This window comes from Rhizobium sp. P2_G9 (assembly GCF_056403475.1).
In genome coordinates, this window is record NZ_JBFUFK010000002.1 from 1 (window position 1) to 16,233 (window position 16,233).

Consider the following 16,233-nt stretch of genomic DNA (forward strand, 5'->3'; position numbering starts at 1 on the left):
TCCCTGCTATCCCCGGTCAAAGCATGCTCACCAATGTCTTGGTAGTCTGCTCTTAATGTAACCTCCAGCGCCACAGTCTTAACCGTTTTGCAGGAGCGAGCTCGTTGGCCGCCAGAAGCAACCGCCGCCCCGTTCGATGTGCGGGGTTATAGGCTTGGCTTTTCGGGGAGTCAACGAACTTTTTTCGAGAAAGTGGATTTTCTTTCATCCCATTGAAAATAAATGGTTATCTCTAATTTTGACGATTTCCCCACGCATCTGAGCGCAATTTTTCTCATTCGCAGACCGAAATTTATAGGACTTTTGGCTATCGGCAATGAAAGCGGTTCGCGCGGGTGCTAAATTCCGTTTCTTGACGCCGCACGAAGACGGAAGGGGACTGAAATGCTGGTGCTCGACGAGGCCGAAACCAAGAATAAGCTGCCCTTTCCTGCGCTGATCAATTCCCTGAACGCCATGTTCCGTTCCGGGGCGGCCGCGCCAGCGCGCCATCATCATGCCGTCGATGTTCCCGGCGAGCCCGCGGCGACGCTCCTCCTGATGCCGGCCTGGGTGCCGGGCCGTTATGTCGGGGTCAAACTGGTGTCGGTGTTTCCCGGCAATGTTACGCGCGGCCTGCCCTCCATCCACGGCTCCTATCTCTTGACATCGGGGGTGACCGGCGAGTTGCTGGCCGTGCTGGACGGCGGTGAGCTGACAGCGCGGCGCACCGCGGCCGCCTCCGCGCTCGCATCCCGCTATTTGTCGCGCAAGAATAGCGCTGTCATGCTGATGGTGGGGACGGGCAGGCTGTCGCTCAATCTGATCGAGGCGCATTCGGTCGTGCGGCCCATCAATAAGGTAATGATCTGGGGACGGGATGCGCAGAAGGCCCGGGAATTGGCAAACCGCGCGGCCCGGCTCGGCCTGGAGGCAACCGTGGCCGACGATCTCGCGGCTGCAGCCGCCTCGGCAGACGTCATTTCCTGCGCCACGTTATCTGAGGCCCCATTGATACAGGGTGCATGGCTGAAACCCGGAGCGCATCTCGATCTGATCGGGGCGTTCAAACCATCGATGCGGGAAAGCGATGACGAAGCGGTGAAGCGCGCCACGATCTTCGTCGATACGCGGGCCGGAACATTGTCGGAAGCGGGCGATATCATCCAACCGATCCGGGCCGGCGTTATTTCCGCCGACGATATCGCGGCGGATCTTGCTGAACTGGCCGGCGGCGCTCATGCGGGCCGTGCGCGGGAGGATGAGATCACCCTGTTCAAATCGGTTGGCGCCAGCCTTGAAGACCTGGCTGCGGCAATGCTGGCTGTCGAGCAGTACGAATACAAGGCTTCCGAGGAGCTTTGAGCCGCATGAGCCGGGACCTGCCGCATTATCCGGTTTCCGATGTGCTTGAGGCGATTGGCAACGCGCTCGAATCGGGCATTTCCGCCGTGCTCTCTGCGCCGCCGGGCGCCGGCAAGACGACGATCGTGCCGCTTCACCTGCTCGACGCGCCCTGGCGCAAGGACGGCAAGATCATTCTCCTGGAGCCGCGCCGGCTTGCGGCGCGCGCGGCGGCGAATCGCATGGCGAGCCTGCTCGGTGAAAAGACCGGCGAGACGGTCGGTTACCGGATGCGGCTTGATTCGCGAATCAGCGCCAGGACACGCATCGAAGTGGTCACCGAGGGTGTGTTCGCCCGGATGATTCTCGATGATCCGGAGCTTGCCGGCGTCGCCGGCGTGATCTTCGATGAATTCCATGAACGCTCGCTCGATGCGGATTTCGGACTTGCGCTGGCGCTCGACGTGCAGCGGGCGCTGCGCGACGATCTCCGGATTCTGGTCATGTCGGCGACGCTCGATACGGCGCGGATCGCCGAATTGATGGGCGGGGTGCCCATTGTCGAGAGCCTCGGCCGCGCCTTTCCCATCGATATCCGATACCAAGACCGTGATTCGGCCCAGCCGATCGAGGATGTGATGGCGAAGGTCATCGCCGAAGCCTATCGGAGCGAATCCGGCTCGGTTCTCGCATTCCTGCCGGGTCAGCGGGAGATCACCCGTACGGTTGAGCGGCTGGAAGGGCGATTCGGGCCGGAGACGATCATCGCGCCGCTCTTTGGCAATCTTTCCCAGGCTGAGCAGGACCAGGCGATCAAGCCGCCGCCGCAGGGACAGCGCAAGATCGTGCTGGCGACCTCGATCGCCGAAACCTCGATCACCATCGACGGCGTGCGCCTTGTCATCGACAGCGGCTTGCAGCGGCTGCCAATGTTCGAACCGGCTACGGGGATTACACGGCTCGAGACCCGGCGGGTGTCGCGCGCTTCGGCGGACCAGCGCGCTGGGCGAGCCGGACGTACGGAGCCAGGGATCGCGATCCGGCTCTGGCTTGCCGGGCAGAATGCGGCGCTGGAAGCGTTTACGCCGCCGGAAATCCTGGCGACCGATCTCTCCGGCTTCCTGCTCGACCTGGCTTCCTGGGGGGTCGGCGATCCACGCGATCTTTCCTTTCTCGRCTATCCGCCGGCGCCGGCGATTGCGGAGGCGCGCAACCTGCTGGTCTCGCTCGGAGCGCTCGACAGCAGCGGGGCGATCACCGCGGATGGACGGCTCATTCGTCATCTGGCCTTGCCGCCGCGGCTGGCGGCGATGGCGGTGTCAGCCTCACATCACGGATATGGGCTGGCGGCGTGCGAACTCGCCGTGCTGCTGACCGAGCAGGGGCTGGGCGGCACTTCGATAGACCTTGATGAACGGCTGTCGCGATTCCGCAACGAGCGTGGCGAGCGGGCCGAATCGGCAAGGCGACTGGCGAAGCGGCTTGCCGAATCACTAGCAGAAACCCGCCGTGCGGCGGAGCCGACCACAGCCGGACGGCTGCTGGTGCATGCCTTCCCGGACCGGATCGCGCTGCAACGTGGCGGGCGCGGCCGGTTCGTCATGGCCAATGGCCGCGGGGCGGAATTGCCGGAAACGGAGCGGATGGCGCGGGCAGACATGCTGGTTGTCGCCGACCTGACGGGCAGGGCAGTTGCGCAGCGGGTGCTCGCCGCCGCAGAGATTTCCCGAGCGGAAATCAAAGAGGAATTGCCGGGAGCAATCCGGCGCGAGGACCAGAGTTTTTTCGATGCCGCGAGCCGGCAGGTGCGGGCGCGGCGCGTTACACGGCTGGGCGCCATCATCTTCGACGAATCGCCTTTGGCAAGGCCGACTGGAGCAAGTGCGGAGAAGGCACTGGCAGAAGGCATAAGGCAAATCGGCATCGGCGCCCTGCCTTTTTCCAAAGCCGGCCTGCAATTGAGGGAGCGAATCGCTTTCCTGCATCGCGGGCTCGGCGAGCCCTGGCCGGATGTCGGCGACGAGGCACTCGCCGAATCGCTTGAAGAATGGCTGATGCCGTTCGTCACCGAGATAAAAGGAATGGATTCGATCGGCGCGGACGCTCTTTATGAAGGGCTGATGAGTCGCGTGCCGCACGAATTGCGCCGCGACCTTGATCGGCTGGCGCCGACACATTTCGAGTCGCCGGCCGGCAATCGCCATGCGGTCGACTATAGCGGCGGAGAGCCGGCGATTTCGATCCGGGTACAGGAGCTGTTCGGGCTCAAGGCCCATCCCTCCATCGGCGGCGGCCGCATTGCACTGCTGCTCGAACTGACTTCGCCCGCACACCGGCCGATCCAGACGACGCGCGACCTGCCCGGCTTCTGGGCCGGGTCCTGGAGAGACGTGCGGGCCGACATGCGCGGGCGGTATCCAAAACACCCCTGGCCGGAGAATCCGGCCGAGGCGCCGCCCACGACACGCGCCAAACCGCGTGGTACATAGGCGCCCGTATATAGAGTGATTGGTGAAGGCCATGGCGGTTGAGACGGCGGTGATCAAACATCCGGAGGGGCGCAAGCTCCGGCTCGAGACGTTGATTCGCCTTCGTTGGCTGGCTGTGGTGGGTCAGGCGATATCGATCTTCATTGTCGCCGTGGTACTGCAGTTCTCCATTCCCGTCGTGGCCTGCATCATCTTTATCGCGCTCCTGGCCCTGGTGAACGCCTGGCTGCAGTTCACCTATCCTTCGACATGGCGCCTCGATCCGCCAGCGGCATTGGCGCTGCTCGCCTTCGATCTCCTGCAGATCGCCGCCCTGCTTTATGTGACGGGTGGACTGACCAATCCTTTCGCCTCGCTGATTTCGGTACCGGTGATCATTTCAAGCACGGCGCAGCCGCTGCGGGACAGTCTCGGGCTCGTCCTCGTCGCCGTGCTCTGCATCACCGCGCTAGCCTTTTCCCCTTTCTCGTTGCCCTGGTATCCGGGCACGACAGTGCCGTTCGAGCCGCTGCTGCTCGCCGGCATATGGTTCGCCATCGTCTGCACCACATCCTTCGCCGCCTTTTATTCCTATCGGGTGTCGTCGGAAGCGAGCCAGCTCTCAGAGGCGCTCGCGGCGACCGAACTTGTGCTGCAAAGAGAAATGCATCTTTCCGAACTGGACGGGCTCGCAGCCGCCGCCGCCCATGAACTCGGAACGCCTCTCGCCACTATTTCGCTCGTTGCCAAAGAGATGAGCCGCGAACTGGCGCCCGGCGACCGTTTCCATGACGATGTCCAGTTGTTGATCTCGCAAAGCGAACGCTGCCGGGACATCATGAAGCGGCTCTCGACTCTCTCCTCGGGCAGCGAACAGCATATGCAGCAGATGCCGCTCTCCTCGATCATCGAGGAGGTCACGGCGCCACATCGCGAATTCGGCATCGAGATCACAGTGGTCGAGGAAAACTTGCGGGCGGGCGAGCCGGTCAGCCGCCGCAATGCCGGCATCCTCTATGGCCTGGGCAATCTGATCGAAAATGCCGTCGACTACGCCAAGACCGAAGTCACCGTGCGCGTCTATCACGACCCGGCGATCGTGCGGATCACCATCGAGGACAATGGCGAGGGCTATGCGCCGGACATCCTGCAGCGCATCGGCGAACCCTATGTCACCCGTCGCAGTCCGCAAGCCAAGGCCGGAGGCCTGGGGCTCGGCCTGTTCATCGCCAAAACGCTACTGGAACGGTCCGGAGCGGAACTCACCTTCGAAAATTCGCCGGGCGCACGCGTCACCGTGACCTGGAAGCGTGAATTTATGGATGTTTCAACCTGATTTCGGTTGGCTAACCGGGTGCCGCTCCTATATTTGTGAGCAAAACAGTCTGATTAAAAAAGGCGTATGACCATGGACGACACAGTGACCAGAACCGATTCTTTGGATGTCATCGGTGCGGATGGATCGCTGCTGCTCGTCGAGGACGATGCACCTTTCCTAAAACGGCTGGCGCGTGCGATGGAAATTCGCGGCTTCAAAGTCGAGACCGCCGAGACCGTCAGCGAGGGCGTTGCCAGGGCCAAGGCGCGGCCGCCGAAATATGCAGTTGTCGATCTGAGGCTGGGCGACGGCAGCGGGCTCGACGTGATCGAGGCGATCCGCTCTCGCCGCGACGACAGCCGTATCGTGGTGCTGACCGGCTATGGCAACATCGCCACTGCGGTGACGGCCGTGAAGCTCGGCGCGCTCGACTATCTCGCCAAGCCGGCCGATGCCGACGAAGTCTTTGCGGCGCTGACGCGCAAGGCGGGCGACAAGGTGGAACTGCCGGAGAACCCGATGTCAGCCGACCGGGTCCGCTGGGAGCATATCCAGCGCGTCTATGAAATGTGCGATCGCAATGTTTCGGAAACGGCGCGGCGGCTCAACATGCATCGCCGCACGCTGCAGCGCATTCTCGCCAAGCGCGCGCCGAAGTAGCCTTTAAAGAATATCTTCGCCACCTTCGTTCGGATTGGCAATGCCGAGCCGGTCAGCGGCCCATTCGGCATGCATCAACCTTGCGGCAGCGATGCGCGAAAAACTGAGCGTGATCGCCTTGCGCGCCGCCGGCGACAGGCGATGTTCCGGCGCATCCCGAATCATCTCCGCGCCATAGCTGTCGGAAACGAATAGCCCGCATTCTTCCGGAAAGATGTTCGCCGATACGTCCGGTAGCGTGGCGAAAAACAGCCGGTCGCAATAGGCGCGGTAATCCGGCCATTTGCGGTCGACGCGGAAATCTTCGATCGAAGATTTGATCTCGACGATCCAGATCTCGCCTTTTTCCGACAAAGTGACGATATCGGCCCGTCTGCCGTTCGACAATCCAAGCTCGGGCAAGGTCGCATGCCTCATATCATAGAGCAGACGTTGCATGCCGCGACGCACCGAGAGTGCGCGCTCAGACTGCCTTCCATCCTTGAGCGGATTGTCGCCATGAAGAGAAATGATCGCCATCGATATTCCGGGCGCTCCGAAGGCGCAAATGTTGCAAAAAAGCCATGGCGGATTTTATTGCCGCAGCGGCTGGTTTCAGCGCTTTCGCATCTGCTTGCAAATAGCAATCCGATCGAAAATAAACCTATCTCAAAGATGGGCTCCCAACCATCCTTCCTCCACCCTGCAAGCCAAGAGAATCATATGCGCATCCGCAACGCGATTACGGCATTCGGCCTACTCCTGACCATGGGCCTTGCCTCCTGCTCCACCACATCGACCTCGACAGAGACGGCAAAGGTCGAAACCGACAAGATCTTCACTGATTCTTACGGCAAGGTTACCGACGACGGCTATGCGCTGCCAGCCATTCCGATCAAGCGCGTGGACAAAAAGTACCACCGCCAGATCGTCGATTATCCGACGGACCGCAAGGCCGGCACGATCGTCGTCGATACCCACGATCGCTTCCTCTACTATATTCTGGGCAATGGTAAGGCGATGCGCTACGGCATCGGTGTCGGCAAGCAGGGTTTTGCCTGGAAGGGTGAGGCTTACGTCGCCTGGAAGCAGGAATGGCCGAACTGGCATCCGCCGGTGGAAATGGCCGCCCGCAAGCCGGAAGTGGCCAAATATGTCGAGAAGGGCATGGACCCCGGCATCACCAATCCGCTCGGCGCCCGCGCCATGTATTTGTTCGACGACAAGGGTCACGACACGCAGTTCCGCCTGCACGGCACGCCGGAATGGGCTTCGATCGGCACCGCCGCTTCGTCGGGCTGCATCCGCCTGATGAACCAGGACGTGATCGACCTCTATAACCGTGTCCGTCCGGGCAAGAATGCGCGCGTCGTGGTGATGTGATTCGCCGCAAGGCGCAGGAACGGGGCCGTCGGAGCGATCCGGCGGCCTTTTGTTTTGCCATGGTTGCTGCGGCAATGCCCTTTTCTTCCGGCGTCAGCCGAACGATGCGGACATAGACGCCATGGCCGGCGCCGAAGACGACGGCTTCATGCTTCTCGCGCCAGCTTGGCCTTCAGTTCCAGCCGCCGCTTGTGCAGCACCGGTTCGGTATAGCCGTTCGGCTGGATGCGACCTTTCATCACCAGTTCTACGGCCGCCTCGAAGGCGACCGATTGGCCGAAATGCGGCGCCATCGGCCGATAGAGCGGATCGTCGGCATTCTGCTGGTCGACCACAGCAGCCATGCGCTTCATGGTCTCGAGCACCTGTGATTCGCTGATGACGCCGTGATGCAGCCAATTGGCCATATGCTGGGCGGAAATGCGCAGGGTCGCACGGTCTTCCATCAGGCCGACATCATGGATGTCAGGTACTTTCGAGCAGCCGACACCCTGGTCGATCCAACGCACGACATAGCCTAGAATACCTTGGCAATTGTTGTCGATTTCCGCCTGGATTTCCTCCGGCGTCCAGTTCGGCCGCGGAGCGACGGGGACGCTGAGAATGTCCTGCAGCTTGGCCTTCGGGCGATCCCTGAGTTTCTCCTGGACCGCCGCAACATTGACCTTGTGATAGTGCGTGGCGTGCAGGGTGGCGGCGGTCGGCGACGGTACCCAGGCGGTGTTGGCGCCGGCGCGGGGATGGGCGATCTTCTGCTCCAGCATTGCCGCCATCAGGTCCGGCATGGCCCACATGCCCTTGCCGATCTGCGCATGACCGGACAGGCCGCATTCCAGGCCGATATCGACATTCCAGTTCTCGTAAGCCGAGATCCACGGCGCCTGTTTCATGTCGCCCTTGCGGATCATTGGCCCGGCTTCCATGGACGTGTGAATCTCATCGCCGGTGCGATCGAGGAAGCCGGTATTGATGAAAACGACACGGTCCTTTGCCGCGCGGATACATTCGCGGAGGTTGACGGTGGTGCGCCGCTCCTCGTCCATGATGCCCATCTTGATCGTGTTGGGCTGCATTTTCAGCATCTGCTCGACGCGGGTAAAGATTTCCGAGGCAAAGGCCACTTCGTCCGGTCCATGCATCTTCGGCTTGACCACGTACATCGAGCCTTCGGCGGAATTCTTGCGGCGGCCATGCAAGCCGATGTCATAGAGTGCGATCAGCGCCGTGACGCAGGCATCCATAATGCCCTCCGGCACCTCATTGCCATGCTTGTCGAGGATGGCAGGATTGGTCATGAGGTGGCCTACATTGCGCACCAGCATCAGCGAGCGGCGCTTGACCGTCATCGAACCGCCCTCCGGCGTCAGATAGTCGACATCATCGTTGAGGCTGCGGGTAAAGGTCTTGCTGCCTTTGGAGACCTGCTCGGTCAGGTCGCCTTTCATCAGGCCGAGCCAGTTGCGATAGACGACAACCTTGTCGGCGGCATCGACGGCGGCGATCGAATCCTCGCAGTCCATGATCGCGGTGATCGCCGATTCGATCCAGACATCGGAAATATGCGCCGGATCGGATTTGCCGATTTCACTTCGCGAATCGACACGGATTTCGATCAGCAGACGATGTTGGCGCAGCAGGATCTGCGACTTGGCGCGATCATTGCTGAGATAGCCGACGAACTGGTCCGGATCGCGCAAGCCGGTCTCGCCGATTTCATTGACGACGAGGAAGGCGCCGTCGCGAATCACAAGCGACGTCACCCCCTGCCAGCTGCCGCCGGCGAGCGGCACCGATTCGTCGAGGAAGCGCCGCACCCAGGCAATAACCTTGGCGCCGCGGGCGGGATTGTAGCCCTTGCCTTTCTCTGCACCGTCGTCCTCGGGGATGGCGTCCGTGCCATAGAGTGCATCGTAGAGCGAACCCCAGCGGGCATTGGCGGCGTTGAGCGCGTAACGGGCATTCATGACCGGCACGACGAGCTGCGGGCCGGCAATGCGCGAGATTTCCGGATCGACATTGTCGGTGCCGATGGCGAATGGCGCGCCTTCCGGCACAATATAGCCGATATCGCGCAGGAAGGTTTCGTAACGCGCCATGTCCGACGGAGCGCCATTCTTCCTGTACCAATCATCGAGCTTCATCTGCAGCGCGTCACGCTTCTGCAGCAGCGCGCGATTTTTCGGCTCGAGATCGTGGATGATGTCCGAGATGCTTTTGAAATAGTAATCCGGCGAGACACCGGTGCCGGGCAGCGCTTCCGTCAGGAGAAAATCATAGAGCTCCCGATCGATCTTCAAGCCGTGCTGTTCCACCGTTTCCATGACATTCATCCCTTCAAGACTATCGCCTGAAGGTGGAATATCACGGGTTTACAGTCAATGGAGCAGCACCGTGCAGGATTTGTTCCCTAGGGGAATAAATGTCAGGTGATTTTTGGCCGGCCGGATGCGGTGGCGGTGAAACGGGCTTCGACCAGCTTGCGGCTGCCCTCGATCTCCGGCGCGTCGATTTCCTCGTGAAAACGCACGACCGGTTCGTCGGCGCCGCTCAGGATCGCCATTTCGATCGCCGTTCCCCTGGCGCGGACACGGGCCAGTTCGAACGTCTGCGTCTCTCCGATCATGCGCTCGGTCTGGCCGGCACCGGAAATCACATAGATGCCCTCTTCCGGCGAGGTCACCGTCACCGTGACCGTCTGGCTGATCTCGCCGGCGACTGCGCCGATGGCATTGGCGACACCGGCATCGGCGGGAATGACCGATTCGGCGTTCAGCATGTCGGCAATGGCCGGATAATAGACATGCGCCGAGGCGCCGAGGCCGATTAAGGGACGGTCGAGCGACAGGGCAAAGTGCACCACGCCGGACTTGCGGCCGAGCGCCCGATCGACCGGCACCGAATTTGCCGGGTTCACCCCTTCAACGCCGTCCTCGGAGAGTGCTGCCTGAAGAATCACTTCGGAGGACTGCCGCGTCATCCGCTTTTCGATCTTTTCGGCGAATTCTTCCGCCGAGCCAGCAATCGGCTTGCCCGAACCATCGCGAGCGCGCGAGCCCAATTCCAGCCCCAGCCGGGCCGCTTCGGCATTCCACTGACCCTGCCGGCCAAGCACATGCATGGCATCCGACGGCGTGACGCCGCAGACATGCACGAGGCCGCGCGCCACGAGCCGATCGAGCGAAGCCTTCTGCATCGAGGTTATCAGCAGGTCGTTGAGCGCGATCGGCTTGCTGCCTATCTTTTGATAGAGCGTTTCGTCCGCCGTCGACAAGCCGCTGGCGAATCGGTCCGGCAGGCCGGAGCGGACAGCGAATCGGCCGTCATGCCGGTTGGCATGCACGGCCTTCATCTGCCGCTCCAGTGCGTCGATGATTTCGTTGCCATGCAGATGCGCGACAAGGCTGAGCGGCAGGATGCGGCGCGGGCCGAGTGTCAGAGCGCCTTCGAGGCCGCGCGTATTCACATGCACTTCCGAATCACCGCCCAAGCCATAGGTGCGCATCGCCACAGCCTGCACCATGGTGCGATAGCCGCCGACGACGGCGCCTTCCTCATCGAGACGCGGGCGACCTTCGTCGAGGATGGCCACATCGGTCGTCGTGCCGCCGATATCGGAGACCACCGCATCGTCGAGGCCGGTGAGAAAGCGCGCGCCGACCAGGCTTGCAGCCGGGCCGGAGAGAATGGTCTCGATCGGGCGCAGCCGTGCCTCGGCGGCAGAGATCAGCGCGCCATCGCCACGCACCACCATCAGCGGCGCATTGATGCCGTGCGCATGAAGAAAATCCTCCGACGAGCCGATCAGCCGGTCGATCATCGACACCAGCCGCGCATTGAGCAGGGTCGTCAGCGCCCGGCGCGGGCCACCGAGTTTCGATGAGAGTTCATGACTGCAGGTGACGGGCAGATGGGTTCTTTCGCGTAGGAATTCGCGAACACGCAGTTCATGCGCCGGATTACGGACGGCGAAATAGCCGGCGACCGCGAAAGCGGTGACGGAATTGCCGAGCGAATCGATCTGGACTTCGAGATTGTTGAGATCGAGCGGCGTCTCATGCCCATGGACATTGTGGCCGCCCGGGAGAAAAATCACAGGATCGGTGCCAAGGGCAGCCTTCAATCCATCGCGTTCCAGGTCTTGCGGGCCGAAACCGATCATGATCAGACCAACGCGACCGCCTTGACCCTCGACCAGGGCGTTGGTGGCCAGCGTGGTCGACAGCGACGCAAGGCGGATGGAAGACGGATCGGTGCCAGTCTGGGTGAGCACGTTTTCGACTGCGCCTTTGATGCCCTCGGAGAGATCGTGGCGGGTGGTCAGCGACTTGGCCCTGGCCTTTACCCCTTCTTCGGGGCTGAAGAGCACCGCATCCGTGTATGTTCCACCAGTGTCGATGCCGAGAAGAAATCGCGAAGCCACGCCGTTATACCGTTGAGAAATGCTGCAAAGGAGCAGAAAGCCTTGAAAGGACCATGCCGTCGCGGCATGGCTTAGGGGATTTCGGCAGRCAAAGCCAGACCCGGATGCGGCAGTCTAGGGTGAAAACCGACATGGGGACGACGGAATGAGACCGACGAAAACGTGGACAAGCATGGTTGCGGCAGGATTGTTGCTGGCGCTCGGCTGCCCGGCGCTGGCGCAGCAGGACAATGACGGCGACGAATATACACCGCAACTGCCGGACATGCAGATCTATAAAGCCATGCTCGATGCCAATCGTCAGCCGGGCTGGGTGCAGTTCCGCAATTTCGCCGAAAAGGAACTGATCTATTTCACCCCATTGCAGACCATGCGCTGCCGGCTGAAAGAAGTCCGCTATTCGATCAACAGCGACAAGCTCGACAAGCGCTTTCCGCTCGGCACATGCGATCCGCAGCAGCCATATAACATGCCTGATAATGACGACGACGGCAGATATACCTATCTGCAGATGAAGCCGGGCAAAGCCAAGACGATAACCGTCCAGGTCGTCTGGGAAGACGGCGCCGGCAGTGAGATCGTCACCTATCGTCCCTGTGACAATGTCGGTGAAGGAACGTGCGCCCGGATCAAGAAGATCGCCAAGCCCGAATCGAAGCTCAGCGGGCCGACACCGTCATCGCAATCCCGTTGAGCGGCTGTGTCGTCAGGCGCTGCACCGGCCAGGGCTTCGTCTCCGGCGTGACGTCGAAGCGATAGTGGTGCATCAACACGGCAAGCGCGATCACCGCTTCCTGAAGGGCGAAGGTCGCGCCGATGCAGACACGCGGGCCGGCGCCGAAAGGCAGATATTGGAAGCGATGAATCTTGTCGCGGTTTTCAGGCAGGAAGCGTTCCGGCATGAAATGCCTGGGCTTATCCCAATAAAGCGTATGGCGATGCAGCGTCCAGGGCATGACCAGCACCGATTGCCCCTTCGGCATCGTGATCGTCCGCCCATTCTCATCGGTCCAATGGTCGTCTTCGAGCGGCGCACGATTGATCGATGGTGCCGGCGGATAGAGGCGCAGGCCTTCCTCGAAGGCAGCACGTACATGCGGCATCTTGTCGAGCCAATCGACCGGCTCGGCGTCTTCCGCCAGCACCCGGTCGATTTCCTCTTCCATCAGCGTGCGAAAATGCGGGCTTTCGGCGACACAATAGAGCGTCCAGGCGAGCGCCCGGGCCGTGGTCTCATGGCCGGCGCCAATGAAAGTCAGGATATTGTCCTCGATCTCGTCATGCGTCAGCCCATCCGGACCTTCCTGTCTGAGTAGCAAAGTGAGGAAATCGTCAGGGACCGGCTTGCCGCCGTCCATATCGGCGCGCCGCATAGCCATGGTCTCCGAAACGATGCCGCGGAAACCGGTCAGCGCCTTGCGTCCGGAAATCCGGGTGAGGCGCGGGACCCAGGCCGGCGCCTGCAACAGGTCCATCGGATCGATGCGACCCATATTGTGGAGCAGCGAATCAACCCGATCGGCAAAACCTTCGGTGCCGGTGGCGATATTGCCGGAGAACAGCGTTTCGGCGAGGATTTCATAAGTCAGCTCGGTCATGCCGACGGCAATATTGATCTCGGTGCCGTCACGGGCCGGCTTTTCATAGCGCGCGAGGAATTCCTGCGATTTCTTCAGCATCTGCCCGGCAAAGCCCCGGGCGTGGCGCGGCGTGAATACCGGCGCCACGGCTCTGCGCGAGCGCTTCCAGACATCGCCTTCCGCCGTCAGCAGGCCGTCGCGCAGGATTGGCCGGAGCACCATCTGGCGGATCGGCTGCATGCCGTATTGGGCGGCATTGTCGACGAGAACATGTTTGATCAGGCCGGGATGATTGACGATGGTGGTCAGCTGGCCGAAGAATTTCGCCTGGATATAGGGCAGCGTGTAGCTCGGCTGGCCCCAGAGCTCCAGCGGATTGCGAAACACGACCTTGATGATTTCAAGCCGCGACGGCGGGATGGTGCGCGGAATGGGGGCCGGCGGTTCGAAGGGTTCGGGGCGCATATCCATCAGACTGTCCTTTCCCCTCCAAACTTGAAATTAGAGAAGCCGCCTCAACTCTTCAAGCTTGTCGTTGATCAGCCAGCCGTAATAATTCTCTTCCGGCAGGATGAGATCACCGGCTGCGCGGCCCCTGTTCTTCGCTGCAAGTGCCGCGGCACGTTCGGCCGGATCGCCGACATTGTAGAGCGTCGCCGTCACGCCCGGATTCTTGGAAACGTCCATGCCAGCGATGCGCTTGTAGTCATCGATCGACATGCGGATCGAGGCGGCCATATAGGCGAGCGATTTGTCCGGATCCATGATCGCCGAATAGACGCCCGATGCATCGCTTTCATCGAGTTTCGGATAGCCGGAAATTTTTGTGACCAGATCGGAGAGCTCAAGCGCCGTCAGCGGGTTGATCTGGCCGAGCCCAAACGTCTGGCCGGCATAGAAAGGCTGGAAGAACACGGCCGAGAAGCGGTTGTTGGGGAAGCTTTCGCCATTCACCGTCTTGCCCTGGAATTTACGCTGCCAGACATGCTCGCGGCAAGTCCAGACGGCATAAGAGCCCGACTTGCCGTTGCATTCGGCAAATTCCGGACGGGCAATGAAGTCATCGATCTTCTCGTCATTATAGGCGAAGCGGAAGGAATTGCCGGCATAGGCCGCTGCCTTGACGTAATATTGCTGCAGGCTGTCATAGACGTCGACATTATAGGTGTGTTCGCCGACCAGGGCGCCGATCATATGGATCGGGTCGATATGGTAGGCCCGCGCCGTCATCTTGATCTTGGAGACCAGGTCCGGGTCGTTGGCGAGGAGATCGCGGACCTTTTCATATTTGTGCTCGAAGGTGGTGTGGCCTGCCTTGGTGCGGCGCGACGAGGCGCCCGGGATGTCCGGCTGTTCGGCATGGCGATTGCCCGGCGGCACGATGGTGACGGCCCGGGCAGTACCGGCAATGGACGTGGCAAGGCCGATCACGGCCACGAAAGTCAGCAGCAAACGGCGCAAGATGGGAATCCGCCCTTCAAGATCATGTTCCGCGCTGCGAATGGCCCGCAATCGTGTCAAAATCAAGAGGCGGATTGTCCCATCGGGTGGGGAATGTCTTGCTGGATTGTGTGTTGCAGGACTTGGCTTAGCCCTTCGAGGCATTTCAACGGCTGCGCCGTTAAAATGCGCCTCAGGGTGAGGGCGAGTTTGGGATACGCTGGGTGCCACAAGCACACCTGCAGCAAAGGGAGATTGGGGCACCCACAGCGCCCCACACTCCCCTCACCCTAAGGCGCTTTTTCGGCGCAGCCGGAAAAGCCTCGAAGGGTCCTGCCGAAAACTCAGCCTTACAGAATATACCGCGACAGATCAGTATTCCCCGCCAGCTCGCCGACATGGCTCTGGACATAGTCCGCGTCGATCTTGACCTCGCGGTTAGCCTGGTCCGGCGCTTCGAACGAGATGTCGTCGAGCACCCGCTCCATCACCGTCTGCAGCCGACGGGCGCCGATATTCTCGACACTGTCGTTCAGCTTGACGGCGACATCCGCCAAGGCGTCGATCGCATCATCGGTGAATTCCAGCTTGACGCTTTCCGTCTCCATCAGCGCGATATACTGGCGGATCAGGCTGGCCTCTGTCTCGGTCAGGATGCGGCGGAAATCTTCCTTGGTCAGCGCCTTGAGCTCGACGCGGATCGGCAGGCGGCCCTGCAGTTCCGGCAGGAGGTCCGACGGCTTCGAGACGTGGAAGGCGCCCGAGGCGATGAACAGGATGTGATCGGTCTTGACCGGCCCGTACTTGGTCGACACCGTCGTGCCTTCGACCAGCGGCAGCAGGTCGCGCTGCACGCCCTCGCGCGAAACACCGGCGCCGACGCCGCCATCACGCGCGGCGATCTTGTCGATTTCGTCGAGGAAGACGATGCCGTCGTTCTCGGCCGAAAGCACGGCCTCGCGGTTGATCTGCTCGCTGTCGATCAGCTTGTCGGATTCATCGGCGATCAGCAGCTTGTAGCTGTCGCGCACCGTCGTCTTGACCTTCTTGGAACGGCCGCCCATGGCCTTGCCGAGAATATCGGACAGGTTGAAGACACCGACATTGCCGCCCATCATGCCCGGCAGTTCGAAACCGCCCTGTGGTGCCTGGTCGGCAACTTCGACCTCGATTTCCTTGTCGTCGAGTTCATTGTCACGCAGCTTGCGGCGGAAGGAATCGCGGGTGGCGGGCGACGCGGTGGCGCCAACCAGGGCGTCGAGCACGCGTTCCTCAGCATTCTGATGCGCCTTGGCATTGACCTCGGCGCGCTTTTTCTCGCGCACCAGGCCGATGCCAACCTCGACGAGGTCGCGGACGATCTGCTCGACATCGCGGCCGACATAACCGACTTCGGTGAATTTCGTCGCCTCGACCTTGATGAAGGGCGCGCCGGCAAGCTTGGCCAGACGGCGGGAAATCTCGGTCTTGCCGACGCCGGTCGGCCCGATCATCAAAATGTTCTTCGGCATGACCTCGTCGCGCAGATCGCCGGTCAGCTGCTGGCGGCGCCAGCGGTTGCGCAGCGCAATGGCGACGGCGCGTTTGGCTTCGTTCTGGCCGATAATGTAGCGATCGAGCTCGGAAACGATTTCTCTGGGTGTGAATGTCGTCATCTTGTTC

12 protein-coding genes are annotated in these 16,233 nt (G+C 61.4%); 6 read left to right on the plus strand and 6 right to left on the minus strand.

The annotated features are described in order from the left end of the window. Positions 1 to 384 precede the first annotated feature (384 nt). The 4 genes from lhpI (at position 385) to AC1DYF_RS01660 (ending at position 5,769) form a co-directional block, all read left to right on the plus strand. Positions 385 to 1,344, plus strand: coding sequence for a bifunctional Delta(1)-pyrroline-2-carboxylate/Delta(1)-piperideine-2-carboxylate reductase (gene lhpI, locus AC1DYF_RS01645; protein ID WP_477874572.1), 960 nt, complete (start codon positions 385 to 387; stop codon positions 1,342 to 1,344). 5 nt (positions 1,345 to 1,349) lie between these two features. Continuing rightward, positions 1,350 to 3,812 carry an ATP-dependent helicase HrpB gene (hrpB, locus tag AC1DYF_RS01650; RefSeq protein ID WP_477874574.1) on the plus strand — a complete coding sequence of 821 codons (2,463 nt, stop codon included), beginning with the start codon at positions 1,350 to 1,352 and terminating at the stop codon, positions 3,810 to 3,812. Positions 3,813 to 3,843: 31 nt separating this feature from the next. Continuing rightward, complete coding sequence (locus AC1DYF_RS01655; protein WP_477874576.1) at positions 3,844 to 5,127, plus strand: ActS/PrrB/RegB family redox-sensitive histidine kinase; 1,284 nt, start codon at positions 3,844 to 3,846, stop codon at positions 5,125 to 5,127. Positions 5,128 to 5,199: 72 nt separating this feature from the next. Further along, entirely contained in the window at positions 5,200 to 5,769 is a 570-nt protein-coding gene (locus AC1DYF_RS01660; protein ID WP_477874578.1) for an ActR/PrrA/RegA family redox response regulator transcription factor, read from the plus strand. Between the two features lie 3 nt (positions 5,770 to 5,772). On the opposite strand, the gene AC1DYF_RS01665 is transcribed toward AC1DYF_RS01660, so the two are convergent. Then, positions 5,773 to 6,288 carry an MmcB family DNA repair protein gene (locus AC1DYF_RS01665; RefSeq protein WP_477874580.1) on the minus strand — a complete coding sequence of 172 codons (516 nt, stop codon included), beginning with the start codon at positions 6,286 to 6,288 and terminating at the stop codon, positions 5,773 to 5,775. Between the two features lie 183 nt (positions 6,289 to 6,471). On the opposite strand from AC1DYF_RS01665, the gene AC1DYF_RS01670 reads away from it, so the two are divergent. Further along, positions 6,472 to 7,131, plus strand: a complete 660-nt coding sequence (locus tag AC1DYF_RS01670) for a L,D-transpeptidase (RefSeq protein ID WP_477874582.1) — start codon at positions 6,472 to 6,474, stop codon at positions 7,129 to 7,131. Between the two features lie 146 nt (positions 7,132 to 7,277). Here the strand turns inward: AC1DYF_RS01670 and AC1DYF_RS01675 are convergent, their stop codons facing one another. Beyond that, on the minus strand, positions 7,278 to 9,452 hold the full coding sequence (locus AC1DYF_RS01675; RefSeq protein WP_477874584.1) for a malate synthase G: 2,175 nt from the start codon (positions 9,450 to 9,452) through the stop codon (positions 7,278 to 7,280). Positions 9,453 to 9,553: 101 nt separating this feature from the next. Then, positions 9,554 to 11,551, minus strand: a complete 1,998-nt coding sequence (locus tag AC1DYF_RS01680; RefSeq protein WP_477874586.1) for a hydantoinase/oxoprolinase N-terminal domain-containing protein — start codon at positions 11,549 to 11,551, stop codon at positions 9,554 to 9,556. 145 nt (positions 11,552 to 11,696) lie between these two features. On the opposite strand from AC1DYF_RS01680, the gene AC1DYF_RS01685 reads away from it, so the two are divergent. Beyond that, positions 11,697 to 12,245, plus strand: a complete 549-nt coding sequence (locus tag AC1DYF_RS01685) for a hypothetical protein (RefSeq protein ID WP_477874588.1) — start codon at positions 11,697 to 11,699, stop codon at positions 12,243 to 12,245. Here the strand turns inward: AC1DYF_RS01685 and AC1DYF_RS01690 are convergent. The 3 genes from AC1DYF_RS01690 to hslU form a co-directional block, all read right to left on the minus strand. Continuing rightward, positions 12,211 to 13,602, minus strand: a complete 1,392-nt coding sequence (locus AC1DYF_RS01690; RefSeq protein ID WP_477874590.1) for a cytochrome P450 — start codon at positions 13,600 to 13,602, stop codon at positions 12,211 to 12,213. The two genes, AC1DYF_RS01685 and AC1DYF_RS01690, sit on opposite strands and share 35 nt — an antisense overlap. A 30-nt stretch (positions 13,603 to 13,632) precedes the next feature. Further along, the gene (locus AC1DYF_RS01695; protein WP_477874592.1) at positions 13,633 to 14,592 is read right to left on the minus strand and encodes a DUF1402 family protein; all 960 of its coding nucleotides are present in this window, start codon (positions 14,590 to 14,592) and stop codon (positions 13,633 to 13,635) included. Positions 14,593 to 14,921: 329 nt separating this feature from the next. Next, complete coding sequence (gene hslU / locus AC1DYF_RS01700; RefSeq protein ID WP_477874594.1) at positions 14,922 to 16,226, minus strand: ATP-dependent protease ATPase subunit HslU; 1,305 nt, start codon at positions 16,224 to 16,226, stop codon at positions 14,922 to 14,924. Positions 16,227 to 16,233 lie beyond the last annotated feature (7 nt).

What these genes read in the sequence shown, in the direction of transcription:
- lhpI (WP_477874572.1), top strand. Translation starts at nt 385, where the DNA reads ATGCTGGTGCTCGACGAGGCCGAAACCAAGAATAAGCTGCCCTTTCCT.
- AC1DYF_RS01655 (WP_477874576.1), top strand. Translation starts at nt 3,844, where the DNA reads ATGGCGGTTGAGACGGCGGTGATCAAACATCCGGAGGGGCGCAAGCTC.
- AC1DYF_RS01660 (WP_477874578.1), top strand. Translation starts at nt 5,200, where the DNA reads ATGGACGACACAGTGACCAGAACCGATTCTTTGGATGTCATCGGTGCG.
- AC1DYF_RS01665 (WP_477874580.1), bottom strand. Translation starts at nt 6,288, where the DNA reads ATGGCGATCATTTCTCTTCATGGCGACAATCCGCTCAAGGATGGAAGG.
- AC1DYF_RS01670 (WP_477874582.1), top strand. Translation starts at nt 6,472, where the DNA reads ATGCGCATCCGCAACGCGATTACGGCATTCGGCCTACTCCTGACCATG.
- AC1DYF_RS01675 (WP_477874584.1), bottom strand. Translation starts at nt 9,452, where the DNA reads ATGGAAACGGTGGAACAGCACGGCTTGAAGATCGATCGGGAGCTCTAT.
- AC1DYF_RS01685 (WP_477874588.1), top strand. Translation starts at nt 11,697, where the DNA reads ATGAGACCGACGAAAACGTGGACAAGCATGGTTGCGGCAGGATTGTTG.
- AC1DYF_RS01690 (WP_477874590.1), bottom strand. Translation starts at nt 13,602, where the DNA reads ATGGATATGCGCCCCGAACCCTTCGAACCGCCGGCCCCCATTCCGCGC.
- hslU (WP_477874594.1), bottom strand. Translation starts at nt 16,226, where the DNA reads ATGACGACATTCACACCCAGAGAAATCGTTTCCGAGCTCGATCGCTAC.